The organism is Streptomyces sp. SCPE 10, assembly GCF_051980735.1.
GTDB classification, from domain to species: domain Bacteria; phylum Actinomycetota; class Actinomycetes; order Streptomycetales; family Streptomycetaceae; genus Streptomyces; species Streptomyces misionensis.
On the sequence record NZ_CP197069.1, the window covers coordinates 982,173 to 1,008,086 of the forward strand.

Consider the following 25,914-nt stretch of genomic DNA (forward strand, 5'->3'; position numbering starts at 1 on the left):
ACCGCACGACCCCTCGGAAGTCGTGAGACGCAGGGAGAAGGCTCAGCCATGCAGAATTCGATGTACCAGTCCTCGCGCTACGTCCGCACTCTTCGCACCGCAGGCGACCAGGATTTCACGTCTTTCGGCGGCCGGCTCGATTCCTACGGGGACGACGAGCGAACCATGGCCTTTCATTCACTCTTCGGAAATGCGCGCTTGATCGACCGGGACATCGTGGAACTCCTCAAAGAGGCCGCCGGGGGCGTCAGCTGGGACCGGCTGCGGGAGCGCGTCGACGAGGACTCCCTGCGCGACCTCGTGGCGGCCCGCTTCCTGGTGGAGGCGGGGCACGACGAGGCCAGGGAGATCGACTCCCTGCTGGAGAGCCGGCGCGGCGCCCTCGGCAGCGGTGTGTTCCACTCCTCCATCCAGCTCGTGCTCACCAACGCCTGCAACTTCTCCTGTCAGGGCTGTTTCGCCTACAACTTCGACGGCGGCGTGGAGGAGCGCAACACCTCGGGCGAGTCGGTCAAACCCGGGCCGGTCCTGGTCGAGCTGCGCCGCTCGCGCGAGGACGGCGGCCCCGCGGCCCACCAGGACTCGGGCCCGACGCTCGCCCGGGGCGACTGGAACCACGGCTCCGACGAGGGCCGCAACCCCTCGATGCACATGTCGCGGGAGGTGGCCGAGAAGACCGTCAAGGAGGCCATCGCGCTGCGCAAGGCCAACGGCGGCGGCCATCTGACGGTGTCGTTCTTCGGCGGCGAGCCCACCCTGGCCCGGGGCACCATCCTGCACGTCCTGCGCACCTTCGGCGACCGCTACGACGGGGTCTCGCTCTCCTACGACCTGACCAGCAACGGCTCCCGGATCGACGACGAACTGCTCGCCGCCCTCGCCGAACACCGCGTGGACACCACCGTCTCCATCGACTACCTGGTCCCGGAGACCGGCGAGTTCCGCGGCGGCCAGCAGCAGCGCACCCCCTGGCCGGTGGTCCGCAAGGCGATCCTCGACATGAAGGCCGCCGGCGTCCCCGTGAGCATCACCTCCGTGCTCTCCCAGTACACCTGGGACAAGTGGGGCACCCCGCTCATCGACTTCGTCGCCGAGGCCGGTCTGGACAGCCTGGACGTCATCGTCTCCTTCCAGGCCAAGGAGTTCTTCCAGCAGCACAGCCCGCACGACGTGGCGCAGCGGCTGCTGGCCGCCGTCGACTACGGGCGCGAGCGCGGCGTCCAGCTCAGCGGCTACTGGTACCAGACCTTCCAGATGATCATCGACGACGCCAAGTGGGCCGAGCAGGCCGACTACAAGACCTGCCCCGCGGTGGGCCGCCAGCTGTCCATCGAGCCGAACGGCAGCGTCTTCGCCTGCAAGGCCACCGCCCGCAAGCTGGGCACCATCGACGACTGGCGCGGCATCTTCACCTCACCCGCCTACCAGGACTACGGCATGCGCGCCTACACCAACGGCCCCGGCTGCCAGGGCTGCGAACTGCAGGGCACCTGCTCGGGCGGCTCCGCCGGAGCGCTGGAGGAGGAGAACGGCTCGATCCAGGTGATGTCGCCCGGCTACTGCGCCTATATGCGCGAGGTGGTCCAGGGCCTCCTGGAGCGCCACCACACCCAGAGCCTCGCCACCCTGTCCTGACCCGGGCCCCGGCCCTCCCCGCAACGGCCCGCCCGCACGCGCGGCGGGCCGCCGATCCACGATCCGGCCCCGCGACCCAGGTCCGGGCCCAGGAAGGGTGACTGGTTCCATGGCAACGATCGGCATGCACTTCGGCCACGACGCGGGCGCCGCGCTCACCGACGCGGGCGGCTACCGCGTCATCGAGGCCGAGCGCCGCCTGGGCCTGCGCCATGTGTGCGGCGGCAACGGCGACTTCCCGCGGGCCGCCGCCGAATGGCTGGCCGAACTGCGCGCACGGGCGGCGAGCCCGGTCACCCGCATCGCGGTGGCCGACTGGTACACCCCCCGCTGCCAGGTGCTGCCCCCGGCGCTGGTCGAACTCGTCGGCGAGGACGCCCGCTGGACGGCCACCGGGGGCACCGGCCTCGCGGACGCCGTGACCCGCGTGCTCAAACCCCTCGACTGGCCCCTGGCCAAGGGCTTCGGCGACATCACGTTGACCGCGGTGCGCCACCACTACGCCCACGCCGCCCTCGCCTACTACACCTCTGGCGCCCGCAAGGCGCTGGTGCTGGCCCTGGACGGCACGGGCAACTACGCCGAGTGCGGCATGGTCTGCCTCGGCGACGGCGACCAGCTCACGCCCGTGCTGTCCTTCACCAACCGCACCGGCCCCCGCTTCGGCCTGGTCTACGAGGCGCTCGCCCGGCGGATCCACGGCAGCCAGTTCGACACCGGCAAACTGCTCGGGCTGACCGCCACCGGCGAGACCGACGCCGCCCTGCTGCCCGTACTGCGCGCCATGCTGCTGCCGCAGTCCACCCGGCGTGCCTCCCCGGACCTGTACGAGCCGCTGGACGAGGACCTGCTGACCGGCACCGCGCTGCGCTACGCCGACTCCTGGTGGGAGTACGACCCGGACAGCGGCGGCTATCTGGACGCGGGCCTGGCCGACTCCAGCGACGACGACGTCGTGCACTCCTTCGGCTCGGTCTTCCCCGACGAGATCCGCACCGCCGACGGCGCCACCACCCTGATCGGCACCTCGCCGGACGACCGGGTCTGCCGGGACCTGGCGGCCACCCTCCAGGCCGCCGTCGAACAGGACCTCACCCGGCTGGTCACCGGCCTCAGCCGGCGCTTCCCGAGCTACGCCACGCTCTGCTACGCGGGCGGCTGCGCGCTCAACATCACCGCCAACAGCCGGCTCGCCGAGTGCGGCCAGTTCACCCGGGTGTCCGTGCCCACCTGCTGCGACGACTCGGGGATCGCCCTCGGCGCGGCGCTCGCCGTGGCCGACCCCGCCGACCGGCCCGCCCTGATCGGCCGCTCGGGCTGGACGTCACTGGCCTACGCCGGTCCGTCCCTCGGCGGTCTGGACCCGCTCGACCCCGCTCCCCCGTCCGACGACCTCGTGGCCCGCGTGCGCGGCCTCGGACTGTCCGTGCGCGGCGCGGCCGACGACGAGGAGTTCGTCGAGGCCGTCGCCGGGCTGCTGGCCGAACGGCGCTGCGTGGCCTGGCTGGAGGGCGGTCTGGAGACCGGCCCGCGGGCCCTCGGCCACCGCTCCCTGCTGGTCTCCGCCCACTGGCCCGGCGCCCGCCGGTACGTCTCCGAGACCATCAAGCAGCGGGAGTGGTTCCGGCCGGTCGCCCCGATCTGCCCGGAGGAGGTCGCCGACCAGTACTTCACCGGTCCGCTGGACCACGCGGAGACCATGCTGTTCGCCGTGCGGGTACGGCCCGACCGGGCCGAACTCCTCGCCGAGGCACGGCACATCGACGGCACGGCCCGCCTCCAGACCGTACGGCCGGACACCCAGCCCCTGCTGCACCGGCTGTGCCACGCGGTCGCCGCCCGGACCGGGTTGCCCGTGCTCATCAACACCAGCGCCAACGGCGGCGGCCGCCCCATCCTCAACCACGTCGACGAGGCACTGGAGTTGCTCACCGAGACCGAGCTGGACGCCGTTGCGCTGCCCGAACGCCGACTGATCGCCGAGTGACCCCCGCCCCCGCACCGCACCCTGGAGAGTGTCCGTGGCAGCCACCCAACTCCGAGACATCCGAAAGACCCGGCCCCTGCGCGTCCTGTCCCCCGCCGACTGGGAACACTGGACCGACCAGGGCTATGTGATCGTCCGTCAGGCGGTGGCGCCGGACACCGTCGCCGCCCTCACGGAGGGGCTGTGCTCCTTCCTCGACATGCGGCCCGACGACCCCGCCACCTGGACCTCCCCGCACACCGGCAACGACCGCCTGCCGGGCCACAGCGGACTGGTCGAGATGTACAACCACCAGGCGCAGTGGGACGCGCGGCAGACCCCACGGGTGTACGAGGCCTTCGCCGACATCTGGGACCGCGCCGACCTGTGGGTCACCATCGACTTCGCCAACGTCAATCCCCCCAACCGGGGCCCGCGCGCCTTCGACGGGTTCATCCACTGGGACGTGGACACCTCCACCGACCCGCTGCCCGTGAGCTGCCAGGCGGTGCTCTCGCTGACCCACGGCGACGAGGAGATCGGCGGCTTCCAGTGCGTGCCGGAGATCTTCGCTCAGTGGGAGAAGTGGGTGAGCGGCCAGCCCGCCGACCGCGACCCGTACACCCCGGACATCACCGGGTACACGATCACCACCCCGGAGGTCGCGCCCGGCGACCTCATCATCTTCAACAGCCTGCTGCCGCACGGCGTGCACCCCAACGTCTCCGCCGACCGGGTGCGCATGGCCCAGTACCTGACCATGGCGCCCGCCTGGGAGGACCACGCCGACCTGCGGGAGGCCCGGGTGCGGTTCTGGCGCGACCGCGTCCCGCCGCATCCGCCCGAGGGCGGAATCCGCAAGGCCGAGGCCGATCTGTACGGACCCGCGACGCTGACCGCGCTCGGCGAGCGTCTCCTGGGCCTGCGCAGCTGGGCCGAGGGGAGGGTTGTTGGCTAGCGCCACCCGCCCCCTCGCCCCGCACCGCGCGAGCGCGGACCTGGGCCGTCCGTTCCGCTGGCTGTGGGCGTCCACGGCCGCCTCCAACGCGGGCGACGGCATCACCCGTACGCTGCTGCCGCTGCTGGTCGTCGCCCGTCACCCCGACCCCGCGGCGGTGGCCGGACTGACCACGGTCAACATGCTGCCCTGGCTGCTGTTCGCCCTGCCGGCCGGGGTCCTCGCCGACCGCGTGGACCGGCGGCGCATCGTGCTCGTCAGCAACGTGGTCCGCGGCGCGGCCCTGCTCGGCGCGGCCCTGGTGCTCGCCACCGACCGACCGCTGCCGCTGCTCTACGCGCTGGCGTTCCTCCTCGGTGTCGCCGAGACCCTCGCCGACACCGCGGCGCCCGCGATGCTGCCCCGCCTGGTCGAGGCACGGCATCTGGAACGCGCCAACGGATGGCTGTCGGCGGCCCAGATCCTGCTCAACGAGATGGTCGGACCGCCCGTGGCGGGCCTGCTCGCCGGGCTGACCGCCGCGGCCGCCCTCGCCACCGGCGGCACCCTGTACGCCCTGGCCGCGCTGCTGCTCCTGGGCCTCGCCCCGCTCGCCGGCACCCGGCCGGCACCGGCACCGCCCGGCGCGCGCGCCGGGGTGCTGCGCGACATCCGCCAGGGCCTGCGCTTCGTCCTCGGGCACCGCACCCTGCGCCGCACGCTCGCCGCGAGCGCCCTGTACGGCCTGGTGTTCTCGGCGACCTTCTCGATGCTGGTGCTGCTGAGCGAGCGCACCCTGCGGCTGGGCGAGACCGGTTACGGACTGCTGCTCGCCGCGGGGTCGGTCGGCGCCGTCGCCGGCAGCTGGCTGGCCCCCCGCGTCGCCGACCGGCTGCCCACCGTACGGCTGGCCCGCTGGTCCCTGGCCGGCTCCGGGGCCGCCTACGTGATCCTCGGCCTGGTCCGCCGGCCCGAACTGACCGCGCTCGCCCTCGCCGTCAACGGCGTCTTCATGATGGGCTGGAACATCCCCGTGATGTCCCTGCGCCAGCGGCTCACCCCGGAGGACCTCCAGGGCCGGGTGATGAGCGTGTCCCGGCTGTGCTCGTGGGGCAGCATGCCCGTCGGCGCGACCCTGGGCGGCCTGCTCGCCGCCGCGCTCAGCGTGCCCGCGGTGTTCGTGGTGTGCGGCGGCGTCCTGGTCCTCGGCGCCCTGCTGCTGCTCGCCCGTCTGCACGACGAACCCCCCGCGCCCGCGGCGCCCGCCGCACCACTTCCGTCCAGCGAACCTGACGACAAGGGATGACCTTTGGACACGCAGCTCTATGACACGGTGATCGTCGGCGGCGGGCCGGCCGGCCTGAACGGCGCGCTCTACCTGGGCCGGTCACGCCGCCGGGTCCTGCTCGTCGACTCCGGCGACGCCCGCAACATGGCCGCGGGCGTCATGCACAACGTCCTCACCAACGACGGCGCGGCCATCGCCGACTTCCGGGCCCGCGCCCGCGCCCAACTCGCCTCCTACGACGTCACGTTCCGCGACGACGAGGTGGTGTCCGCCGAGTCCGGCGGCGACCACGTGGTGGTCACCGCCAAGGAGTCCGGCACCGTCCGCGCCCGCACCCTGCTGTACGCCGCCGGGGTCCGCTCGGTGCTGCCCCCGCTCCAGGGACTCGCCCCGCTGTGGGGCAAGGCCGTCTTCGAGTGCCCGTACTGCCACGCCTGGGAGGTGCGCGAGCGCCGCTTCGCCGTCTACGGCGGCGGGGTGCCCAGCGAGTGCCTGGCCTCGACCCTGACCGTGTGGTCCGACGACATCACCTACCTCGCCGACGGGCGCGCGCTGCCGGAGGACGAACAGGACCGGCTCACCGCCGCGAAGGTGCCCGTCCTCACCGAAGGCGTCCGCGAACTGCGGCCGCACCCGGAGGGCCTGGAGGTCGTCTTCGCCGACGGCCGGACCGCCTCCTACGGGGCGATGTTCCTGCACCTGGACATCGAGCCCCGGGTGGCCCCGCTGCGCCCCTGGCTGACGGCCCCGGACCTGGAGTCCGTGCAGACCGACGACCGGGGCCGCACCAGCCTGCCCCGCCTGTACGTCGCCGGGGACCTCGGCCGGAACATGCAGCAGGCCGCCATGGCCGCGGCCAGCGGCGGACTGGCCGCCATGGCCATCAACGCCGACCTGATCCGCGAGGACCGCCCCGGTTCCCTGCCCGAGCCGCCGCCCCCGGCCCCGGCCCGCTGAGCACCCGCCCACCCCACCCACGCCAGGGAGCCCCTTCGCGATGACCTCACCCCGCGCCGAGTTCGCCCCGCACATGGAGCACTACACCTTCGTCCTGGAGGACCAGCCGTATCTGGGCTACTTCCAGTACGGCAACGAGAAGACGCCCGTCTACACCACCGACCGGCACGGCTTCCGGGTCACCCCGGGCCCCGACGGGCAGCGGGCCACGGTCGGCAACGACCGCCCGGACGGCCCGGCGCGGGTCCTCGCGGGCAGCTCCGCGGTCTTCGGCGTGGGCGCCACCGGGGACGCGGCCACGATCACCGCCCGCCTGTGGAACGCCCACGCGCCCCGCCTGCCCTGGCTCAACCTGTCGGGCCAGAGCCACAACTCGGCCCAGGAACTGCTGCTGTTCACCCTCTTCCAGCACGAACTGCCGCCCATCGAGGACATCGTGCTGCTGTCCGGCGTCAACAACCTGGTGCTGAGCAGGCTGCCCGAGGAGAAGCAGGGCCGGCACGGCGCCTTCTTCGACTGCGGCCCCGCCCCCGAGGTCGTCCCGCCGCCCGAGCAACGCGTCGCGCACAGCACCGAACTGACGCTACGTCATCTCGCGGGCTGGAAGACGCTCGCGGACGGCCTCGGAGCCCGGCTGACCTTCGTGCTCCAGCCGCTCGCCCCCTGGGTCCGCGAGGAACCGCTGCCCCGGGAGAAGCTGCTCTTCGACGAGCTGGACGAGGTCTCCAACTTCCGCCGGTTCCACAACGACATCTCCACCATGGAGGTGGGCCGCGCCTACGCCGAACGGCTGTCCTCGGGGTGCGCCCGGCTCGGTGTGCCCTTCCTGGACATGAACGTGGCGCTCGGCGAGGCCGCCGCCCCCGAGGACTGGCTGTTCATCGACCGTGTGCACGGCACCGATCTCGGCTACGACCTGGTGGCCCGGCAGCTCGCCCACCACCTCGACCTGGCATGAGGAGCCCCTCGATGCGCGATGCGATGAGCGAGGACGGCGGGACGGCGCCCGCCTCGGCGGCCCGCCGCCTGTCCGCCTGGCTGCGCCACCGCGGCCGGCCCCGGCCGTCCGCTCCCGCCGCCCCGCCGGAGCGGCCCGCGGACCCGCCCGCGCCACCGCCGCCGTCCCGGCTGCGCCCGCAGCCCGAGGACGACGCCTCCGTCTACCCCCTGTTCTGACATGGGCACCGGCATGGGCGGCGGCCCGGTCCTGGGCGTGTCCGCCTACTACCACGACAGCGCGGCGGCCCTGGTGGCGGACGGTGTCCCGGTGGCGGCGGCCCAGGAGGAGCGGTTCACCCGGCGCCGGCACGACCCCGGCTTCCCCGCCCACGCCGTCCGCTCCTGCCTGGACCTGGGCGGACTGCGCCTGGACGAGCTGGCGGCCGTCGCGTTCTACGAGGATCCGGCGCTGAAGTTCCGCCGGGTCCTGGCCACCTGGCTGGCGACCGCCCCGCACGGCTACCCCGTGTTCCGGCGGTCGTTCCCGCAGTGGGCCGGCTGGAAGCGGAGGGCGCTGGACGACGTGCGGGCCCGCCTGCGCGAACTGGCGCCCGGGCGGCCGCTCCCCCCACTGGTGGCCTACCGGCACCACGCCTCGCACGCCGCGTCGGCCTTCTACCCGAGCCCCTACCCCTCGGCCGCGGTGCTCTGCGTCGACGGGGTGGGCGAGTGGGCGACGACGACCCTGTGGCACGGCCGGGACACCCGGCTCGTCCCAATCGCGGAGCTGCGCTTCCCGCACTCGCTCGGCATGCTGTACTCCGCGTTCACCTACTTCTGCGGCTTCAAGGTCGACTCGGGCGAGTACAAGCTGATGGGCCTCGCCCCCTACGGCACCCCCCGTTACGCACCCCTGATCCGGCAGCGGCTGATCGATGTGAAGGAGGACGGCTCGTTCCGCCTTGACCTGCGGTACTTCACCTTCCAGTACGGGCTGACCATGGTCGGCCGAGCCTTCGAGGAGCTGTTCGACGGGCCGCGCCGGACACCGGAAGGGCCCCTCACGGAGCGGGAGTTCGACCTGGCGGCGTCCGTGCAGCAGGTCACCGAGGAGGTGCTGCTGCGGCTGGCCCGCACCGCCCTGCGCCGCACCGGGGAACGGCGGCTGTGCCTGGCCGGCGGAGTCGCGCTCAACTGCGTGGCCAACGGCCGGCTGCTCGCCGAGGGCGTGTGCGACGAACTCTGGGTCCAGCCGGCGGCCGGCGACGCGGGCGGGGCGCTCGGCGCGGCCCTGGCCGAATCGCACCGCCGGGGCGCGCCCCGCGCCCACGTGCGCAAGGGCGCGGACGCGATGGCGGGCGCACTGCTCGGCCCCGGCTTCCACGACCGCGAGATCGAGGAGTTCCTGGAGCGCGGCGGCTACCCCGCCGTACGGCTGCAGGAGCGGGAACTGGTCGAGCGGGTGGCGGCGGAGCTGGCGCGGGGCCGGGTGGTGGGCTGGTTCCAGGGGCGGATGGAGTTCGGCCCGCGGGCGCTGGGCAACCGGTCGATCCTCGCCGACCCGCGCGACCCGGCCATGCAGTCCACCCTCAACCTCAAGACCAAGTTCCGCGAGTCCTTCCGCCCGTTCGCCCCCGCCGTGCCGGCCGAGGACGCCAAGGACTGGTTCGATCTGCCGGGAGAGAGCCCCTACATGCTGCTGACGGCGCAGGTGGCCGCGGCCCGGCGACGGGAGTGCGGGGCCGAGGCCGACGGCGTGCGGGGCCTGGACCTGCTGCGCGTGCCGCGCTCGACGGTCCCGGCGGTCACCCATGTCGACGGCTCGGCCCGGGTGCAGACGGTGACGGCCGGGCACAACCCGCGTTTCCACGCGCTGCTCACCGCCTTCCGGGAGCGCACGGGCTGCCCGGTGCTGGTGAACACGTCCTTCAATGTGCGCGGGGAGCCGATCGTGCGCGACCCTGCGGAGGCGTACGCCTGCTTCATGCGCACCCGGATCGATCTCCTCGTCCTCGGCGACCGTCTCCTGGACAAGCGCGACCAGCCCGCGTGGCGGGAGGAGGGCGACTGGCGTGCCACGATCCCGAGGGACTGAACGGCTGCTCCGACTGGGCCTGGCCGCCCTGTACTTCGCGGTGGTCACCCCGGCGGGGCTGTGCGTCCGGGCGGTGCGGGACCCGCTGCGGCGTGCCTGGGACCCCGACCGCGCGAGCTACCTGGAACCCCCGCCCGGCATCCGGCCGCCCGCACGGCCGCCCCGGACCCGCGCGGACGGCTGACGCCGCGCCCGGTGTCCGCCCGCACCGGCCGGGCGGCCCGCGGCCGGCCGGCGCACCGGCACGCGGGACGGTCCCGGGTCCGGCCGAGGGGTCATCCGCCGTCGGGGCGGCTCGCCGAGACCAGCACCACCCGCCGCGTGCCCAGGGCCAGTACCCGGGAGGTGGCCCCGGTGAATCCGCGGGCCTCGGTCCACTCGCTCGCCTCCGGCGCGCCGGCGGGCAACGGCACGTCCCCGGCGAGGAGTTCGGCGAAGCGCGGTGAGGGACGGAAGTGCGTGGCCAGGGGCAGCGAGAACCCCACCCGGCCGCCCGGCCGCAGCGCGCGCCGCCAGTCGGCCAGGGCCCGGGCGCCCAGGAAGTGCAGCGAGGAGGCGCAGAACACGACGTCGAGCGAGTGATCGGGGACCGGCAGCGGTACGGCGTCGCCCACCCGCCAGTCGATCCGGGCGTTCGCGGTGGCGGCGGCGCGGGCCCGGCCGACCGCGACCATGCCCGGGGAGAGGTCGACGGCCAGGACGGGCTTCGCCGAGGCGGGCCGTTCGCGGGCCAGCTGGAGGGCGACGGCGCCGGCTCCGCACGCCACGTCGGCGACCGTGTCGTCCGCGCCCGGCGCCACCTGGCCGATCAGGGCCCGGGCGATCTCCTCGTGGTGCCCGTGGTCGTAGCTGTCGGCCAGTTCGTCGAAGACACCGGCCAGCTCTGCGCTCTGGATCACCGTCCGATCGTAGCCGCACGCCCCGGGTCCTTCCGGGCGCGCACCGCTCAGTCCGGCCACACGCCCGTGGCCAGCAGGGAGTCGATCGCCGCCGCGTACGGCGCGATGTCCAGGCCCTGCTGGGCGAGCCAGGCGTCCGAGTAGTACTTGTCGAGGTACCGGTCGCCCGGGTCGCACAGCAGGGTGACGACGCTGCCGGTGCGGCCCTCGGCCACCATCTCGGAGACGATCTTCAGCGCGCTCCACAGCCCGGTCCCGGTGGAGCCGCCCGCCTTGCGGCCGATCACCCGCTCCAGGGCGCGTACGGCGGCGACGCTGGCCGCGTCCGGGACCTTCATCATCCGGTCGATCGCGCCGGGCACGAAGCTCGGTTCCATGCGCGGCCGGCCGATGCCCTCGATCCGCGAGCCGCAGTCGCAGGTGACGTCCGGGTCGCCGGTGGTCCAGCCCTCGAAGAAACAGGAGTTGTCCGGGTCGGCGACGCAGATGCGGGTGTCGTACTGCATGTAGTGCACATAGCGCGCGAGCGTCGCCGAGGTGCCGCCGGTGCCCGCCGTGGCCACGATCCAGGCCGGCTCCGGGAAACGCTCCAACTCCAGCTGGCGGAAGATGGATTCGGCGATGTTGTTGTTGCCGCGCCAGTCGGTGGCCCGCTCGGCGTAGGTGAACTGGTCCATGTAGTGGCCGCCGGTCTCCACCGCGAGGCGGGCCGACTCCTCGTACATCTTCCGGGAGTCGTCCACGAAGTGGCACCGCCCGCCGTGGAACTCGATCAGACGGCACTTCTCGGCACTGGTCGTGCGGGGCATGACCGCGATGAAGGGCACCCCGATCAGCTTGGCGAAGTACGCCTCGGAGACGGCGGTGGAGCCGCTGGAGGCCTCGATCACCGGGCGCCCGGGGCGGATCCAGCCATTGCACAGGCCGTAGAGGAACAGGGAACGGGCGAGACGGTGCTTGAGGCTGCCGGTGGGGTGCGTCGACTCGTCCTTGAGATAGAGGTCGATGCCCCAGCGCTCGGGCAGCGGGAAACGCAGCAGGTGCGTGTCCGCCGAGCGGTTGGCGTCGGCCTGCACCTTGCGCACGGCCTCTTTCAGCCAGCCGCGGTAGGCGGGGTCGCTGCGGTCGACGTCGAGGGTGGCGCCGGTCCGGATCTGTGGGGTGGTGCTCACGGCGGGGCTCCTTACGCTCTGCGCCGACGGCGCCTCCGGCGGCCGGCACCTTGAGCATAGGCATCTTTCACACCGCTTCCCACCTGCATAAACGCATCTTTGGAGGGCTCAAAGCGACCCTGGGGCACAGGCGTACAAGGGGGCCGGCGCGGTCTGCGCGTGCTCCGGGACGCTGTTCCGCGCGCCCCCCGCGCGCACTGGTGCTCCGTGCCGCGGCGCGGCAGACTGCTCGCGTGCGGGACGATGGTCCCGCACGCGAACGGGGGCGCACACCGGAACACGGGAACACGCGCACAAGGGGGCGGCGAGGGATGGCGGAGCCGGAGTTCACTGCCATGGGCGTGCGGATCGGCAAACGTATGCGTTCGCTCACCCGGGCCGGACAGGTCCGGATAAGCGACGGCAGGGTGGAGCTGCTCAACAGCTACGGCAGCGAGATCGACAGCGCGCCGGTGCAGGCGGTGCGCGCCTCCAAGCCGTGGTTCGCCCCGAACGACAAGGCACTGGCCGACCTGAACGGCGAACGCTATCTGCTGACCCTGGGTGAGCAGGACCCGGCTCCCGGCGAGCCGGGGCCGCCGGCGGCCCGCAGGTTCATCGAGGCGGTCCGCCGGGCGGCGGGACGCGGCGACTGAGCGCGCCGCGGCCGGTCGTCGGCGCCCGGGCGGGGACCGGCGCACTCCGCACCGGTGCCGCCCGTCCCGGCCGGGACGGGGCGTGCCCGGTGCCGCCGCGACGCCCGCGTGGTGCCCGCCCTGTCCGTACGGATGCAGCGAGTTGCGCGTGGATGCCCCCTGCGCCACGCTGGTCTCACGTCACTCTGGGTTTACCGGCGATAACGCTGCGAACCAGCCCGCCGGCCTCGACAGCAGGCGGCCGCTTTCCCGGGGGGGCCTGCTGGATCCGTTGTTCTCCGTGTTTTGCCGGTTCCCTTCCGGACCTCACATCGGGGAGTCGCAGCCGTGATCAGTTACCCAAGCAGGCACTGCACGGTGGAGCTCCAAGCCCTGCCGTCGCGGATCGGACAGGTCCGCAGAATCGTATCTGCGCAATTGCGCTACTGGCGTCTCGACCCGTTGATAGACCGGGCCGCGCTCGGCGTGACGGAGCTGCTCAGCAACGTCCACCGGCACGCAAGACCCGACAAGTCGTGCACCGTCGAGCTGGAGTTCGAGCCGGACCGTCTCACGGTGTCGGTGCGCGACCACGACCCGCGCCTGCCGGTACCGGCCGACGACGCCGACCCGGCCGACGCCACACCGCTCGCGACCTGCGGGCGGGGCCTGGCGATGGTGGCCGCGGTGAGCGAGAGCTGGGGCGCGCGGCCGGACGGCGACAACGGGAAGGTCGTCTGGTTCACGCTGCCGGCGACCCCCGGCCGGCCGGCCCCCGCGCCCTGCCCCGCGCAGGAGCACCAGCCGGCGCCGGTGCCGGTCGAGACCGTCGCCACGGTGCGGGCGAGCATCACGGCGGGAGCCGTCGCTACCGCCGGGTCCGTCGCCACGACGGTCGCCGCCTCGGCGGGGACCGCCACCGCGCCCCGGGCACCGGTCCCGGCGGCGGCCTCGGCCACGAGCACCGCGGCCGGTGGCGGCGGGCCCCGCTGACCGGCCTCCGGGCGCCCGGCGGGCGGGCGGCACACCCGCCCGCCGGGCCCGTGGACCACGCCGACCACTGTATCTACCAGTATGTACACTGCTCCCATGAGCACCTCCGAACGACTGATCGAGTCCACCCGCGAGCTGCTGTGGGAGCGCGGGTACGTGGGCACCAGTCCCAAGGCGATCCTGGAACGCGCGGGTGCCGGCCAGGGCAGCATGTACCACCACTTCAAGGGCAAGCCGGACCTCGCCCTGACGGCGATCCGGCGGACCGCCGAGGAGCTGCGGGCCGCGGCCGAGGACGCCCTCGGGGGGCCGGGCACGCCCTACGAGCGCATCGTGGCGTATCTGCGGCGTGAGCGTGCGGTGCTGCGCGGCTGCCCGATCGGCCGGCTGACCATGGACCCGGACGTGATGGCGAGCGACGAGTTGCGCGCCCCGGTGGACGAGACGCTCACCTGGATCCGGGAACGGATCGCGGGGATCGTCGAAGAGGGCAAGGCGCAGGGGCAGTTCGCGCCGGAGCTGGACGGCGGGCGGATCGGCGCGACCGTCCTCGCGACCGTGCAGGGCGGCTACGTCCTCGCCCGCGCCGCCGGTTCCCCGGCCGCCTTCGACACGGCCGTCGACGGCCTCCTCGCCCTGCTCGCACCGCGCACCGTCTGAGGGAGGGCGACTCGATGCACGCGATGCGGTACGAGATGACGCTCCCCGCGGACCACGACACCGGCGCCGTGCTCGCCGTGACGGCCGTCGAGCCGCACCGCTGGGAGCTGGTCCACTTCTCCCCCCGGGAGCACGCAGCCCCCGAGCCCGAGGGCGGTCTCTTCCGCGCGCCGCATCCGTCCGCCCCCGGGCGCGACCTGCTCCCCCGCGGCCGGCAGTGGTGAGCCGGGTCCGCACGGTCCTCGGCGACATCGCTCCCGAGCGGCTGGGCGTCTGCGACGCACACGACCATCTCTTCCTGCGCAGCAGGCAGTTGCCCGGCCAGGAGCTGGACGACGCCGACGCCGCGCGGGCGGAGCTGGAGGCCTTCCGGGCGGCGGGCGGCGCGGCCGTCGTGCAGTGGACGCCGCACGGCATGGGGCGGCGGGCGGCGGATCTCCCCGGCCTGTCCCGGGCGACGGGGGTGCACCTGGTCTGCGCGACCGGGCTGCACCAGGCACCGCACACCGCACCGGAGCGGGTGGCACGACTGCGGGGCCGGCTGGCGGAGGTGTTCGTCGCCGAACTGACCGAGGGCATCGGCACCACCGGGGTGCGCGCCGGGCTGATCAAGGTGGCGGGCGGTTTCCACGGCCTCGACGAGCACGCCCGCTGGACGATGACGGCGGCGGCCGAGGCACACCGCGCCACCGGCGCGCCCATCGCCGTCCATCTGGAGCTGGGCACCGGTGCGCTCGACGTACTGGACCTGCTCTGCGGCGAGTTGGGGGTTCCCGGGGAGCGGGTGGTCCTCGGCCATCTGAACCGCTTTCCCGATCCGGTGGTGCACCGGCAGGCCGCCGCGTCCGGCTGCTGGCTCGCCTTCGACGGGCCGTCCCGCGCCCATCACCCGACCGACTGGCGGATGCCGGCCGTCGTACGGTCCCTCGCCGAGGCCGGGTACGGCGACCGGCTGCTGCTCGGCGGCGACACGGTGACCGCCGGGGCCCGCTCGGTCGACGGCGGGCCCGGCATGCCGTACCTGCTGCGGCGGGTACGGCCGCGGCTGGCGGAGGAGTTGGGGCAGGACCTGGTGGACCGGATCCTCACCGAGCACCCGTCGCGGGCGTTCGCGGTCGACTGGAAGTAGGCCGCGCCGCCAGGGAGTTCAGCGCAGCGCGCCCAACGGGTCGTCCAGCACCGGCTGCCAGGCCAGCTCGGCCGCGCCGACCAGGCTGTTGTGGTCGAGGGTGCAGGGCAGGATCGGCACGCCGCCGCTCTGCCCCCACAGGCTGCGGTCGGCGACGACCGCGCGCAGCCGGCCCGGGTCGGCGTCCAGCAGGGTGCGGTGCAGCCCGCCGAGGATGATGCGGTCGGGGTTCAGGATGTTGACGAGACCGGCGAGCCCGAGCCCGAGCCGGTCGATCAGGGCCTCGGCGGCCCTGCGCACGGCGGGGTCGTCGTACTGGTTGAGCAGCAGGTCGTTGGCCTGCTGGAGCAGGGACACCTCGGGGCCCGGTGCGCGGCCCGCCTCCACGAGCAGCGCCAGCGGGTCCGCCTCGACGTCCAGACAGCCCCGGCCGCCGCAGTGGCAGGGGCGGCCCTCCGGGTTGACGGTGAGGTGCCCGACCTCCAGGGCGAGCCCCGAACTGCCGGTGTGCAGACGGCCGTCGAGGACCAGGGCGCCGCCGACGCCCCGATGCCCGGTGGCCACGCACAGCAGGTCGCGGGCGCCCCGGCCGGCGCCGTGCCGGTGTTCGGCGAGCGCCGCGAGGTTGACGTCGTTGGCGGCGAAGGCGGGCACGGTGATGCCCGCCGCGCGCACGCACTCGGCGAAGATGCGGCGGACCGGGGCGCCCACGGCCCAGGCCAGGTGCAGGGGGTTGAGGGCGAGCCCGTCGGGTTCGGCGACGGCGGACGGCACGGCGAGTCCGGCGCCGACACAGCGGCGGCCGGTGCCGCGCAGCAGTTCGGCGCCCGCCTCGACGACCGCGCCGAGCACCTTCGCCGGGTCGGCGTCCACGGTCTGGCGGCCGGGCGCGGTGGCCACGATCCGCCCGCCGAGGCCGACCAGCGCGGCCCGGAAGCCGTCGGCGTGCACCTGCGCGGCCAGCACCACCGGGCCGTCCTCGGCGACGTCCAGCCGGTGCGAGGGGCGGCCCTGGGAGCCGGCCGCCGCGGCCGGCCGGACGTCCACCCGGATCAGGCCGAGGGCCTCCAGCTCGGCGGCGACCGCACCGGCCGTGGCCCGGGTGACGCCGAGTTCCGCGGTGAGCACGGCCCGGGTCGGTGCCCGCCCGGTGTGCACCAGTTCCAGCGCGGGACCGAGCGCGCCCCGCCCCCGGTCCAGCCGCGCCCTGGTGGTCCTCTCCCCCGCCGCCCGGGGTTCCGCCTTGCCGCTCATGAGGGCGAGTCTCCCATGATCCGCATCCCCGGTGGCCCGCGCCGCCGTCACAGCCCGCTCACCCGCAGCGTGATGTTCAGCCGCCCGGCCAGCCCCAGCCAGGGCGGCGCCGTGCCCGGGTGCACGCGGGGCACCCCGTGGTAGGCGGTGCGGGCGGGCCCGCCGAAGACGAACAGGTCGCCACTGCGCAGCTCGACGTCGGTGTAGGGCCGGGTCCGGGTCGCGGTGTTGCCGAAGCGGAAGACACAGGCGTCGCCGAGGCTCAGCGAGACCACGGGCGCGTCCGCCCGTTCGTCGCTGTCGCGGTGCATGCCCATGTGCGCGGCGCCGTCGTAGAAGTTGATCAGGGCGATGTCGTACGGGTCGCGGGGCACGGCGTCCGGGCCGAGCGTCTCGGCCACCGCGCGCCGGGCCAGCCGGCCGAGCCGGTCGGGGAAGGGCTTGACGGGGGCGCCGTCGCCGTCGAGGGCCGTGCGGGTGTAGGCGTACGGGTACGAGTGCGGTCCGGGGCACTCGGGGTTGTCCCGTACGGCCCGCCGGCACTCGGGGCAGGCGCGTACGACGCCCCAGTGCAGGCCGAGACAGACCTGGCGGGCGGTCATGGTGCCGCCGCCCGGGGTGCGCACGGTGCGCAGTCCGGCCGGGGGCCGCGCCCAGTCCCGGCAGGCGGCCAGCAGCTCGCGCTGCCGCTCGGCGGGCAGCCAGTCCGGCAGGTGCACGGCGCCGGGCGCGAGGTCCGCGCGCAAACGGGGGAACAGTTCCGCGTCCACCTCCCCATCCTGCCCCACCGGGCCGCCCCGGGGCCCTCCCGCCCCAAGGGGGCCTGAGCTGCGGTTCCGCTAGCCTGGAGCGCGATGAGCGACCGTATGACGACACCGTGGGGCGAGGTCGAGCTGTCCCGCTTCCCCGAGGATCCCCGCGACCGGCTGCGTGCCTGGGACGCCTCCGACGCCTATCTGCTGCGGCACCTGGCCGAGGAGCGGGTGCCGCTCACCGGGCGGGTGGTGGTGCTCGGGGACCGCTGGGGCGCGCTGGCCACGGCGCTGGCGGCGCACCGGCCGAGCCAGATCACCGACTCGTTCCTGGGCCAGGAGGCGACCCGTGCCAATCTGGCGCGGGCGGGTGTCGAACCCGGCGCCGTGCCGCTGCTGACCACCCGGGACCGGCCGCCCGAGCGGGTGGATGTGCTGCTGGTGCGGGTGCCGAAGAGCCTCGCGCTGCTGGAGGACCAGTTGCTGCGGCTGGCGCCGGCCGTGCACGCGGGCACGGTGGTGATCGGCACCGGCATGGTGAAGGAGATCCACACCTCCACGCTCCGGCTCTTCGAGCGGATCCTCGGCCCCACCCGGACCTCGCTGGCCCGCCAGAAGGCCCGGCTGATCCTCTGCACGCCCGACCCGGCGCTGCGCCGGCCCGCCAACCCGTGGCCGCACGTCTACGACCTCCCGGACGACGTCGGCGCGATCTCGGGGCGCCCGGTCGTCAACCACGCGGGCGTCTTCTGCGCCGAACGGCTGGACATCGGCACCCGCTTCCTCCTGCGGCACCTGCCCGGCCCGGGCCCGGCCCGCGTGGTGGACCTGGGCTGCGGCAACGGTGTGGTCGGTACGGCGGTGGCGCTCGCCGACCCGGCCGCCGAAGTGCTCTTCGTGGACGAGTCGTTCCAGGCGGTGGCCTCGGCGGAGGCCACCTACAAGGCCAACGGGGTGCCCGGACACGCCGAGTTCCGCGTCGGCGACGGACTCACCGGGGTGGCCCCCGACAGCGTGGACCTCGTGCTGAACAACCCCCCGTTCCACTCCCACCAGGCGACCACCGACGCGACGGCCCGCCGCATGTTCTCCGGAGCACGGCGGGTGCTGCGGGCCGGGGGCGAGTTGTGGGTGATCGGCAACCGCCACCTGGGCTATCACGTGACACTGAAGCGGATCTTCGGGAACTGCGAACTCGTCGCCAGCGACCCGAAGTTCGTGCTGCTGAGGGCGGTGAAGCGGGGCTGACCGGACCGGCCTGGAGGGTCGTTGGCACGGAACGGGGGTTCGGTGGGGTGGGCGCCGTCCCGACCAGGGCCTGCCACGTCGACCCGCGCGGGTCGCCGCCGCCCCGGCACCCGCCGAGCCGCCCCGCAAGGGCGAGGAGTCGTGTCAGCCCCGGTCCGCGGCGAGCACCCCGATGATCCGCCGCACCTCCTCGGCCATCGCCTCCCGTCCCACGCTGAGGTACTTGCGCGAGTCGACCGCCTCCGGATGCGCGGCGAGGAACTCCCGGATCGCCCCGGTCATGGCGATGTTGAGCGCCGTACCCACGTTGACCTTGGCGATGCCGCCCGCGACCGCCGCCACCAGGCCGTCGTCCGGCACCCCGGAGGACCCGTGCAGCACCAGCGGCACGGACAGCGCGGCGGACAGCTGTTTGAGCAGGGCGTGGTCGAGGGCGGCGGTGCGGGTCGTCATGGCGTGGCTGCTGCCGACGGCGACGGCGAGGGCGTCGACCCCGGTCCCGGCGACGAAGTCCCGCGCCTGGGCGGGATCGGTACGGGCACCGGGCGCATGGGCGTCCAGCGGCGGCCGCCCGTCCTTGCCGCCGACCTCCCCCAACTCGGCCTCGATGTACAGCCCTTGGGAGTGCGCCCAGTCCGCGGCGGCCCGGGTCGCGGCGAGGTTGTCGGCGTAGGGCAGCCGGGCCGCGTCGTACATCACCGAGCTGAACCCGGCGTCCGGTGCCTGCCGCAGCAGGTCGTCGCTCTGCACATGGTCCAGGTGCAACGCCACGGGGACCGCGGCGCGTTCGGCGGCGGCGCCGGCGGCACGGGCCAGCGGCAGCAGCCGCCCGTACCGGAACTTGACCGCGTTCTCGCTGACCTGGAGGACGACGGGGGCGCCGGCCGCCTCGGCACCGGCGATGACGGCTTCGATGTGTTCCAGTGTGATGACGTTGAACGCGGCGACGGCGCTGCGGGCTTCGGCGGCACGGGTCACCAGTTCACCGGTGGACGCGAGGGGCACTTCGGGTGTCCTTCCGGGGCGCGGTACGGCGGGAACGGGTCAGACGGTCTCGGCGGCGTCCGGGGTCAGGATCACCGAGCGGGTGAGATGGCGGGGCCGGTCGGGGTCGAGTCCCCGCGCGGCGGCGACGGCGACCGCGAGCCGCTGGGCGCGGACGAGTTCGGCGAGCGGGTCGAGGACGCCCCCGACCCACAACCCGCCCGTTGCGCGGACCTGTTCGGCGAGCCCGTCGGGTGCCTCGCCGAACATCCACGCGGCCGTGCCCGCCGTGGTGATGCTGATCGGGCCGTGCCGGTACTCCATCGCCGGGTAGGCCTCGGTCCAGGAGAGGGAGGCCTCGCGCATCTTCAGCCCGGCCTCGTTGGCGAGCCCGACCGTCCAGCCGCGGCCCAGGAAGGTGAACTGGGTGCATTCGACCAGTCCCCGGGGAAGGTCGGTGGTGAGCGCGGTGCGGGCGTCGGCGACGACGGAGTCCGAGTGCAGGCCGAGATGGGCGCGCAGGAGGGTGAGGGCGGTGGTGGCGAACCGGGTCTGCACGACGGAGCGCTCGTCCGCGAAGTCCAGGACGACGAGATCGTCGGCGGCGGTCGTCACGGGTGTCGCGGGGTCGGCGGTGACGGCCGTGGTCCGGGCCCCCGTCCCCTTCAGCCGGCCGAGCAGATCGAGCACCTCGGTGGTGGTGCCGGAGCGGGTCAGGGCGACCACCCGGTCGTACGACCGTCCGTGCGGGAACTCGGAGGCGGCGAACGCGTCGGTCTCGCCCTGTCCCGCGCCCTCGCGCAGTGCGGCCACCGACTGCGCCATGAAGTACGAGGTCCCGCAGCCCACGACGGCGACCCGTTCGCCCGGCGCCGGCAGCGCGTCCCGGTGCCGCCCCGCCTCCTCGGCCGCTCGTGTCCAGCACGCGGGCTGGCTGGTCAGCTCGTCCTCGACATGGGTCATCTGCGCACCCTCCCCTGACCTGACTGATTGTTCCTGCAAGGTATAGCGACCTTTCAAGCACAATCAAGCATTTCCGGGGGGTCGGGGGCGCATCAGGGGGGTGCGCTAGGGTCACGGCTCGGAGAAGGACCGGAGGACGGAGGCCGCGGATGTCCCGGGACGCCCGCTGGAAGGCGCTGCTGGAGCTGCTCGTGGAGCGCGGCCGGCTGGACGTCGAGGAGGCGGCGGCGGAGCTGGCGGTGTCGGCGGCGACGATCCGCCGGGACTTCGACCAGCTGGCCGAGCAGCAGATGCTGGTCCGCACCCGGGGCGGCGCGGTGGTGCACGGGGTCTCCTACGAGCTGCCGCTGCGCTACAAGACGGCCCGCCGCGCCTCCGAGAAGCAGCGCATCGCCCGGGCGGTGGCCGAACTGGTCGCACCGGGCGAGGCGGTGGGGCTGACCGGCGGCACGACCACCACGGAGGTGGCCCGCGCCCTGGCCGTGCGCGGCGATCTGACCTCCGGTTCCCCGGCGCTGACCGTGGTCACCAACGCGCTCAACATCGCCAACGAGCTGGCCGTACGGCCCCAGTTCAAGATCGTGGTCACCGGAGGGGTGGCCCGGCCGCAGTCGTACGAGCTGATCGGGCCGCTCGCGGACGGGGTGCTCGGGCAGATCAGGCTGGACGTGGCGGTGCTCGGGGTGGTCGCCTTCGACGTGACGCACGGCGCGGCGGCGCACGACGAGGCCGAGGCGGCGATCAACCGGCTGCTGTGCGAGCGCGCCGAACGCGTGGTGGTCGCCGCGGACTCCAGCAAGCTGGGCCAGCGGGCGTTCGCCCGGATCTGCCCCGCGCACCTGGTGGACACGCTGGTGACGGACGCGGCGGCGGACCCGGAGTCGGTCCGCCGTTTCGAGGAGGCCGGGATCCGGGTCGTCACCGTCTGACACCGCGCCGCGCCCGGCCGGCCTCAGAACACCCCGAGATCCGCCTTCACGAACCCGGCGCCTCGCTGGTCGTTGCACCCGACCAGTGGCCGTTCGGCCGGGTCGGACGGGGTCTGCTGCGCCTGGAGCGCCACGCTGACCAGGGTCAGCAGCAGATCCACGTCGCTCGCGGCGTCGAGGCGCAGGGTCACCCACTGCGAGCCGGGCACGATCCTGATCGCACCCGTGTGCCTGAGGTCCTTCGCGAACCGGCGGATCGCCCGGTCGGTCAGCCGCAGATCGACATCGCGCTCGGAGTGGAAGTGGACGATCTCACCCTTGGCGGAGCTCACCGCCTGTCCCTGACCGCAGCTCGGCACGGCCTGTCTCAGGTCCGGCCAGGTCGCCAATTGCGCGAGCGCGCGCGAGGCCAACGTCATGGGCCCATCATGACGCGCTCACCCCGTTGCAACCAGCGCGTGAACAAGCATTAACCGACCTGTGTCCGCGCCGGATTCATCCACCCATACACACGTACGAGCACAAACTGGCCAGATCATCCGGAACTTGACCGTCGCCCGCCGAAATCCCCGCCGCCGGCACCCACTTCGAGGTCAGGTGACGGGCCGTTCACCGCTCTCACGCCGGGCGGCCGGGCCGAGCGACGTCCGTGCGGCGTCCTCCAGCGACCCGAGCAGCGGGTCGGCGTCGTCGGCGCGGGTGACGAGCACGATCTCGCAGGGGTCGATGTCGGTGACGGGCACCAGGGCGATGTCCTCGCGCACCGCGGCGCGTCGATCGCCGGCGGGGAAGAGCGCGACGCAGTGTCCGGTGGCGATGAGTTCCAGCTTGTCCTCGAAGCTGTCGTCCATCGCGGGCGGGGGCGGTGCCGGACGGTCGCCGACCGGCTTGGGCGTGCTCCAGACCACCGGGGTGCTGGCGCAGGCCACCAGTCCCTCGCCCGCCAGGGCGCGCAGGCTGACGGTCTTCTCGTGCGCCAGCCGGTGGGCCACCGACGCGGCGAGCACCCGTGGTTCCCGGTGGAGTCCGGTCACCCGCAGGCCGTCCGCGGGGAAGGGCAGGGGCCGGTAGCCGATGAGGGCGTCGACGCGCCCCTCGGCGAGGGCGCGCGTGTCCCGCCAGTCGAGGTGCCGGGTGCGGACGTGGACGTCGGGGTGCCGGCGGCGCAGTTCCTGCACACAGGCGGTGACGACCAGTCCCTCGGCGCAGCCGACGGTGACGGTGCGGGGCCGGCCGGCGGCTCTGGCCGTGCGAGCGGCTTCCTCGGCGTCACGCAGCAGCTTACGGGCCCGGGGAAGGAACGCCTGCCCCGCGTCGGTGAGGCTGGTGCCCTGGGGCGAGCGGTCGAAGAGCCGGACCCCGAGCCGGGTCTCCAGGCGCTGGATCTGACGGCTCAGCGACGGCTGCGCCAGGTGCAGACCGGTGGCGGCCCGGCCGAAGTTGCCGTACTCCGCCACGACCGTGAAGTACCGCACGAGCCGCAGATCGAGGTCCATGCGCTCAGCGTACGTCGCACGTCGTCATGCACCCGGGGCATGACGGCATGCGGAACAGGTCTTGGACAGGGTGTGCGGCCGGACATTTGGCTTGGGGCATGACCACTTACGACGACAAGAAGATCGTGATCACCGGCGGCGGCAGCGGTATCGGCCTGGCCGCGGCCCGGCTGTTCGCGGACGGCGGGGCACACGTTCTGATCACCGGCCGCACACAGTCCACGCTGGACGCCGCACTGGAGCGGTTGGGGGGCAGGGCGGTCGCCGTCCGCAGCGACGCCGCGTCCCTGAAGGACGTCGAGGCGCTGGCCGGCACGGTCGGGGAGCGGTTCGGCTCGGTGGACGCGCTGTTCGTCAACGCGGGCGTCACCGCGTCCGCGCCGCTCGACGCGACGACGGAGGAGATGTACGACACGGTCTTCGACATCAACGTCAAGGGCGCGTACTTCACGGTGCGGGCGTTGGCGCCGCTGTTGCGCGAGGGTGGCGGCGTGGTCCTCACCACCTCGGTGGTGAACGTGCTGGGCCTCGACGGGCTCAGCGTCTACTCGGCGAGCAAGGCGGCCCTGCGGTCGATAACGCGCACCCTGGCCCGCGAGCTGCTGCCGCGCGGGGTGCGGGTCAACGCCGTGAGCCCCGGCCCGATCGACACGGGCATCCTGGACCGCTCCCTGCCAGCCGACGTCGCCGAGACGATGAAGGACACCTACCGGAGCAACAACCCGATGGGGCGGCTGGGTTCGTCCGAGGAGGTGGCCGCGGCGGTGGCGTACCTGGCGTTCGGCGCGACCTTCTCGACAGGCGCCGAGTTCCCCGTCGACGGCGGGGCTTCGCAGCTCTAGGGTCTTTGCGTGCTCCACGGGGTCTCCGACGCCGCCGAGTTCCGGCCGGGCGTCGTGGCGCAGCTCCGCGCCGCTCTCGCCCGCTATCCCGCCGATCCCGCGGTGACCGGCCTCGTCGGCGAACTGGCCGCGGCCGGCCGGGACTTCGCCCGGCTCTGGGAACGGCAGGACGGGGAGGCCGCACCGACGCTCACGAAGGCCTTCCGCCATCCGGCCGTGGGGGAGGTGACCGTCGCCTGCGACACGCTCAGCCTCGCCGACCGTGACCGGCACCGCGCCCTGTTCAGCGCGCCGCCGGGATCCTCGACGCCGATGGCCTCGCCCTGCTGACCCGTCCTGGGAGCACAGGCCGCCCACGGCCTGCCGTGGCGCCGCAGCCGGCCACCGCGCACACCGCCGCCGACCAGGGGCGTGCCGATCCGCGGCCGGTTGGCACTACCAGGTGCGTGCGGTGCGGCGCAGGTCCTCGAAACCCGCGCGCAGGTGGTGCCCGAACGTGCCCTGCTCCGGGTCGGCCAGCCACCGGGCTGCGGCGAGTTGGTGTGCGGCGACACAGACGGCGGCGGTCAGCGTGGCCGCCGGATCGGGCAGACCCCGCGCGTGCAGGGCGTCGGCGATCGCCTCGCCCAGGGCTGCCGCCTTCGCCCGTTCGCGTTCCCGCAGATCGGCATGTGCGTCGAGGAACTGCCTGCGGCGCAGCGCCGCCTCCCGGTGCCGGTCGAACCAGTCACTGCCGGCGGTGAAGGCCGCGAGGACCGCGTCGAGCGGGGACTGCTCGGGGGGCGCGGCGGTCACCGCTTCGCGGATCCCGGCGACGAACACGTCCTGACCGGGGAAGAGCACCTCGCGTTTGTCGGCGAAGTGGTTGTAGAAGGTGCGCTCGGTCAGCCCGGCCCGCGTCGCGATCTCGGCGACCGTCGTACGTTCGTAGCCGCGCTCGGTGAACAACTCGATCGCGGCTTCCTGGAGCCGTTCCTGCGTACCGCCCGGCCATCGTCCCATGGCACTGCAGAGTAGTGATTACAGGCTCTGCAATCAACGTGTACGGTGATTTGAGCACCTGCAATGACTCTGGTGCCGCGGGGCAGGGCCGCCTCCCGGGCGGAGGACGCGCCTCGCGGACGGGAATCGGACGGAGGAGTTCGTGATGGACGCTGCCGGACAGCGGGCCGGAGTGTTTCTGGGAGGCACGTTCGCGCAGGCAACCGGAACGACCAACCTCGTGGACCGGGCTGTGGACCTCGCGCACGAGGTCGCCGACGCGGGCCTGCACACCGTGTGGTTCGGGCAGGCGTCGGACTACGACGCGCCCCAACTCGCCGCGCTGGTGGGGCGGGCGGAGCCCCGGGTGCACGTCGGCACGTCGGTCGTGCCGATGTACCCCCGCCATCCCCTGCTGCTCGCGGCGGCGGCGAAGACGGCGCAGGCAGCCACCGCGGGGCGGTTCCGGCTCGGCGTCGGGCTCGGGGCACGCAGCGTACTCGAGCCGCAGTTCGGCCTGGCGTACCCGCCGCAGATCCGGCACCTGCGCGAGTACCTCACCGCGCTGCGCCCGCTGCTGGACGGCGACGACACCGTCTTCGAAGGGGAGACGCTGGTGTCCCGTCCGGTCGGCTCGACCGCTGTGGCCGGGGCTTCCCCGGCGGTCCCGGTCCTGGTGGCGGCGATGGGGCCGCGGGCCCTGGCGGCTGCCGGGGAGTTGGCCGACGGGACGATTCCGTTCCTCGCCGGGCCGCGCACGCTCGCCGAACGGATCGTGCCGGCCGTCACCGAGGCCGCCGCCGCGGCCGGGCGGCCGGCCCCGCAGATCGTGGCCGGGGTGCCCGCGGTGGTCACCGACGATGCCGCGACGGCCCGCGACCGGGTGTCGGCCGCCCTCGGTTTCTACGACAGCATCCCGTCCTACCGGAAGGTGATCACCGCCGAGGGCCTGTCGCACGCGGCGGACCTGCTGATCGCCGGTGACGAGGAGGTCGTCGCCGCCGGGTTGCAACGCTATTTCGACGCCGGGGCCACCGAGGTCATGCTCACCCACACCGACCTCTTCGAGCGGGAGGAGCGCGTACGGACCTGGAACATCGCCCGGCGCCTGTGAGCCGGGACCGGACCGGTCACCCGGGCAGGCCGGTCCGGCGAGCCGTAGGTGTGTGCTGTCCCGGGAG

Annotated in this window: 28 protein-coding genes; 19 read left to right on the top strand and 9 right to left on the bottom strand. The window is 73.9% G+C overall.

Annotation, left to right across the window (positions count from 1 at the left end; genetic code table 11):
- Window positions 1-48: 48 nt before the first annotated feature.
- The 9 genes from ACSP97_RS04555 (at window position 49) to ACSP97_RS04595 (ending at window position 10,001) form a co-directional block, all read left to right on the top strand.
- Window positions 49-1,635 carry a radical SAM/SPASM domain-containing protein gene (locus ACSP97_RS04555; protein ID WP_355527063.1) on the top strand — a complete coding sequence of 529 codons (1,587 nt, stop codon included), beginning with the start codon at window positions 49-51 and terminating at the stop codon, window positions 1,633-1,635.
- Between the two features lie 109 nt (window positions 1,636-1,744).
- Window positions 1,745-3,622: a carbamoyltransferase C-terminal domain-containing protein gene (locus ACSP97_RS04560; protein ID WP_355149059.1), complete on the top strand. Its 1,878-nt coding sequence runs from the start codon at window positions 1,745-1,747 to the stop codon at window positions 3,620-3,622.
- Window positions 3,623-3,656: 34 nt separating this feature from the next.
- Window positions 3,657-4,559, top strand: a complete 903-nt coding sequence (locus ACSP97_RS04565) for a phytanoyl-CoA dioxygenase family protein (protein ID WP_358296861.1) — start codon at window positions 3,657-3,659, stop codon at window positions 4,557-4,559.
- The gene (locus tag ACSP97_RS04570) at window positions 4,552-5,844 is read left to right on the top strand and encodes an MFS transporter (protein WP_440556401.1); all 1,293 of its coding nucleotides are present in this window, start codon (window positions 4,552-4,554) and stop codon (window positions 5,842-5,844) included. Before ACSP97_RS04565 ends, ACSP97_RS04570 begins: the two co-directional genes overlap by 8 nt.
- Window positions 5,845-5,847: 3 nt before the next feature.
- Window positions 5,848-6,783, top strand: coding sequence for an NAD(P)/FAD-dependent oxidoreductase (locus ACSP97_RS04575; protein ID WP_355149065.1), 936 nt, complete (start codon window positions 5,848-5,850; stop codon window positions 6,781-6,783).
- 40 nt (window positions 6,784-6,823) lie between these two features.
- A complete protein-coding gene (locus ACSP97_RS04580; RefSeq protein ID WP_388290405.1) occupies window positions 6,824-7,741 on the top strand; it encodes an SGNH/GDSL hydrolase family protein in 918 nt (305 codons plus the stop codon).
- An 11-nt stretch (window positions 7,742-7,752) separates the two neighbouring features.
- A complete protein-coding gene (locus ACSP97_RS04585) occupies window positions 7,753-7,959 on the top strand; it encodes a hypothetical protein (RefSeq protein ID WP_355327060.1) in 207 nt (68 codons plus the stop codon).
- Window position 7,960: 1 nt separating this feature from the next.
- Entirely contained in the window at window positions 7,961-9,817 is a 1,857-nt protein-coding gene (locus ACSP97_RS04590) for a carbamoyltransferase family protein (protein ID WP_440556404.1), read from the top strand.
- Entirely contained in the window at window positions 9,795-10,001 is a 207-nt protein-coding gene (locus ACSP97_RS04595; RefSeq protein ID WP_355149073.1) for a hypothetical protein, read from the top strand. The genes ACSP97_RS04590 and ACSP97_RS04595 overlap by 23 nt, the downstream gene beginning before the upstream one ends.
- 91 nt (window positions 10,002-10,092) lie before the next feature.
- Here the strand turns inward: ACSP97_RS04595 and ACSP97_RS04600 are convergent, their stop codons facing one another.
- Both ACSP97_RS04600 and ACSP97_RS04605 read right to left on the bottom strand, forming a co-directional pair.
- Window positions 10,093-10,716 carry a class I SAM-dependent methyltransferase gene (locus tag ACSP97_RS04600; RefSeq protein ID WP_355527048.1) on the bottom strand — a complete coding sequence of 208 codons (624 nt, stop codon included), beginning with the start codon at window positions 10,714-10,716 and terminating at the stop codon, window positions 10,093-10,095.
- A 47-nt stretch (window positions 10,717-10,763) separates the two neighbouring features.
- Window positions 10,764-11,888, bottom strand: coding sequence for a PLP-dependent cysteine synthase family protein (locus ACSP97_RS04605; protein WP_355149077.1), 1,125 nt, complete (start codon window positions 11,886-11,888; stop codon window positions 10,764-10,766).
- A gap of 311 nt (window positions 11,889-12,199) precedes the next feature.
- Here ACSP97_RS04605 and ACSP97_RS04610 point away from each other — a divergent pair, with 311 nt between their 5' ends.
- From ACSP97_RS04610 to ACSP97_RS04630, 5 genes are all read left to right on the top strand, one after another.
- Complete coding sequence (locus ACSP97_RS04610; protein WP_355149079.1) at window positions 12,200-12,523, top strand: hypothetical protein; 324 nt, start codon at window positions 12,200-12,202, stop codon at window positions 12,521-12,523.
- A 327-nt stretch (window positions 12,524-12,850) separates the two neighbouring features.
- Window positions 12,851-13,495 carry an ATP-binding protein gene (locus tag ACSP97_RS04615; protein WP_440556407.1) on the top strand — a complete coding sequence of 215 codons (645 nt, stop codon included), beginning with the start codon at window positions 12,851-12,853 and terminating at the stop codon, window positions 13,493-13,495.
- Between the two features lie 81 nt (window positions 13,496-13,576).
- Window positions 13,577-14,155, top strand: a complete 579-nt coding sequence (locus ACSP97_RS04620) for a TetR/AcrR family transcriptional regulator (protein ID WP_355149083.1) — start codon at window positions 13,577-13,579, stop codon at window positions 14,153-14,155.
- Window positions 14,156-14,169: 14 nt separating this feature from the next.
- On the top strand, window positions 14,170-14,379 hold the full coding sequence (locus ACSP97_RS04625; RefSeq protein WP_355149085.1) for a hypothetical protein: 210 nt from the start codon (window positions 14,170-14,172) through the stop codon (window positions 14,377-14,379).
- Window positions 14,376-15,284, top strand: coding sequence for a phosphotriesterase family protein (locus tag ACSP97_RS04630; protein WP_358674119.1), 909 nt, complete (start codon window positions 14,376-14,378; stop codon window positions 15,282-15,284). The genes ACSP97_RS04625 and ACSP97_RS04630 overlap by 4 nt, the downstream gene beginning before the upstream one ends.
- An 18-nt stretch (window positions 15,285-15,302) precedes the next feature.
- Here the strand turns inward: ACSP97_RS04630 and ACSP97_RS04635 are convergent, their stop codons facing one another.
- Window positions 15,303-16,538 (bottom strand): ROK family protein, encoded by a 1,236-nt coding sequence (locus ACSP97_RS04635; RefSeq protein ID WP_355149089.1) that lies wholly within the window; start codon window positions 16,536-16,538, stop codon window positions 15,303-15,305.
- A 47-nt stretch (window positions 16,539-16,585) separates the two neighbouring features.
- A complete protein-coding gene (locus ACSP97_RS04640; RefSeq protein WP_440556411.1) occupies window positions 16,586-17,308 on the bottom strand; it encodes an alpha-ketoglutarate-dependent dioxygenase AlkB family protein in 723 nt (240 codons plus the stop codon).
- Between the two features lie 96 nt (window positions 17,309-17,404).
- Here ACSP97_RS04640 and ACSP97_RS04645 point away from each other — a divergent pair, with 96 nt between their 5' ends.
- The gene (locus ACSP97_RS04645; protein ID WP_440558551.1) at window positions 17,405-18,538 is read left to right on the top strand and encodes a methyltransferase; all 1,134 of its coding nucleotides are present in this window, start codon (window positions 17,405-17,407) and stop codon (window positions 18,536-18,538) included.
- 144 nt (window positions 18,539-18,682) lie between these two features.
- Here ACSP97_RS04645 and ACSP97_RS04650 read toward each other — a convergent pair whose 3' ends face one another.
- Window positions 18,683-19,543, bottom strand: a complete 861-nt coding sequence (locus ACSP97_RS04650) for a class II fructose-bisphosphate aldolase (RefSeq protein ID WP_355149093.1) — start codon at window positions 19,541-19,543, stop codon at window positions 18,683-18,685.
- A 39-nt stretch (window positions 19,544-19,582) separates the two neighbouring features.
- Window positions 19,583-20,485, bottom strand: a complete 903-nt coding sequence (locus ACSP97_RS04655) for an SIS domain-containing protein (protein ID WP_355327084.1) — start codon at window positions 20,483-20,485, stop codon at window positions 19,583-19,585.
- A 149-nt stretch (window positions 20,486-20,634) separates the two neighbouring features.
- Between ACSP97_RS04655 and ACSP97_RS04660 the strand changes: the two genes are divergently transcribed.
- Window positions 20,635-21,414, top strand: a complete 780-nt coding sequence (locus ACSP97_RS04660) for a DeoR/GlpR family DNA-binding transcription regulator (RefSeq protein WP_355149097.1) — start codon at window positions 20,635-20,637, stop codon at window positions 21,412-21,414.
- A gap of 23 nt (window positions 21,415-21,437) precedes the next feature.
- On the opposite strand, the gene ACSP97_RS04665 is transcribed toward ACSP97_RS04660, so the two are convergent.
- Entirely contained in the window at window positions 21,438-21,833 is a 396-nt protein-coding gene (locus ACSP97_RS04665) for a luciferase domain-containing protein (protein WP_355149099.1), read from the bottom strand.
- Window positions 21,834-22,007: 174 nt separating this feature from the next.
- Complete coding sequence (locus ACSP97_RS04670; protein ID WP_440556414.1) at window positions 22,008-22,910, bottom strand: LysR family transcriptional regulator; 903 nt, start codon at window positions 22,908-22,910, stop codon at window positions 22,008-22,010.
- 98 nt (window positions 22,911-23,008) lie between these two features.
- On the opposite strand from ACSP97_RS04670, the gene ACSP97_RS04675 reads away from it, so the two are divergent.
- Window positions 23,009-23,752, top strand: a complete 744-nt coding sequence (locus tag ACSP97_RS04675; protein WP_440556415.1) for an SDR family oxidoreductase — start codon at window positions 23,009-23,011, stop codon at window positions 23,750-23,752.
- 9 nt (window positions 23,753-23,761) lie between these two features.
- Window positions 23,762-24,082, top strand: a complete 321-nt coding sequence (locus ACSP97_RS04680; RefSeq protein ID WP_440556417.1) for an MmyB family transcriptional regulator — start codon at window positions 23,762-23,764, stop codon at window positions 24,080-24,082.
- A 105-nt stretch (window positions 24,083-24,187) separates the two neighbouring features.
- Here the strand turns inward: ACSP97_RS04680 and ACSP97_RS04685 are convergent, their stop codons facing one another.
- Window positions 24,188-24,754: a TetR/AcrR family transcriptional regulator gene (locus ACSP97_RS04685; RefSeq protein ID WP_440556419.1), complete on the bottom strand. Its 567-nt coding sequence runs from the start codon at window positions 24,752-24,754 to the stop codon at window positions 24,188-24,190.
- A 145-nt stretch (window positions 24,755-24,899) separates the two neighbouring features.
- Here ACSP97_RS04685 and ACSP97_RS04690 point away from each other — a divergent pair, with 145 nt between their 5' ends.
- Window positions 24,900-25,847 (top strand): TIGR03564 family F420-dependent LLM class oxidoreductase, encoded by a 948-nt coding sequence (locus ACSP97_RS04690; protein ID WP_355327099.1) that lies wholly within the window; start codon window positions 24,900-24,902, stop codon window positions 25,845-25,847.
- The last annotated feature ends 67 nt before the right edge of the window (window positions 25,848-25,914 follow it).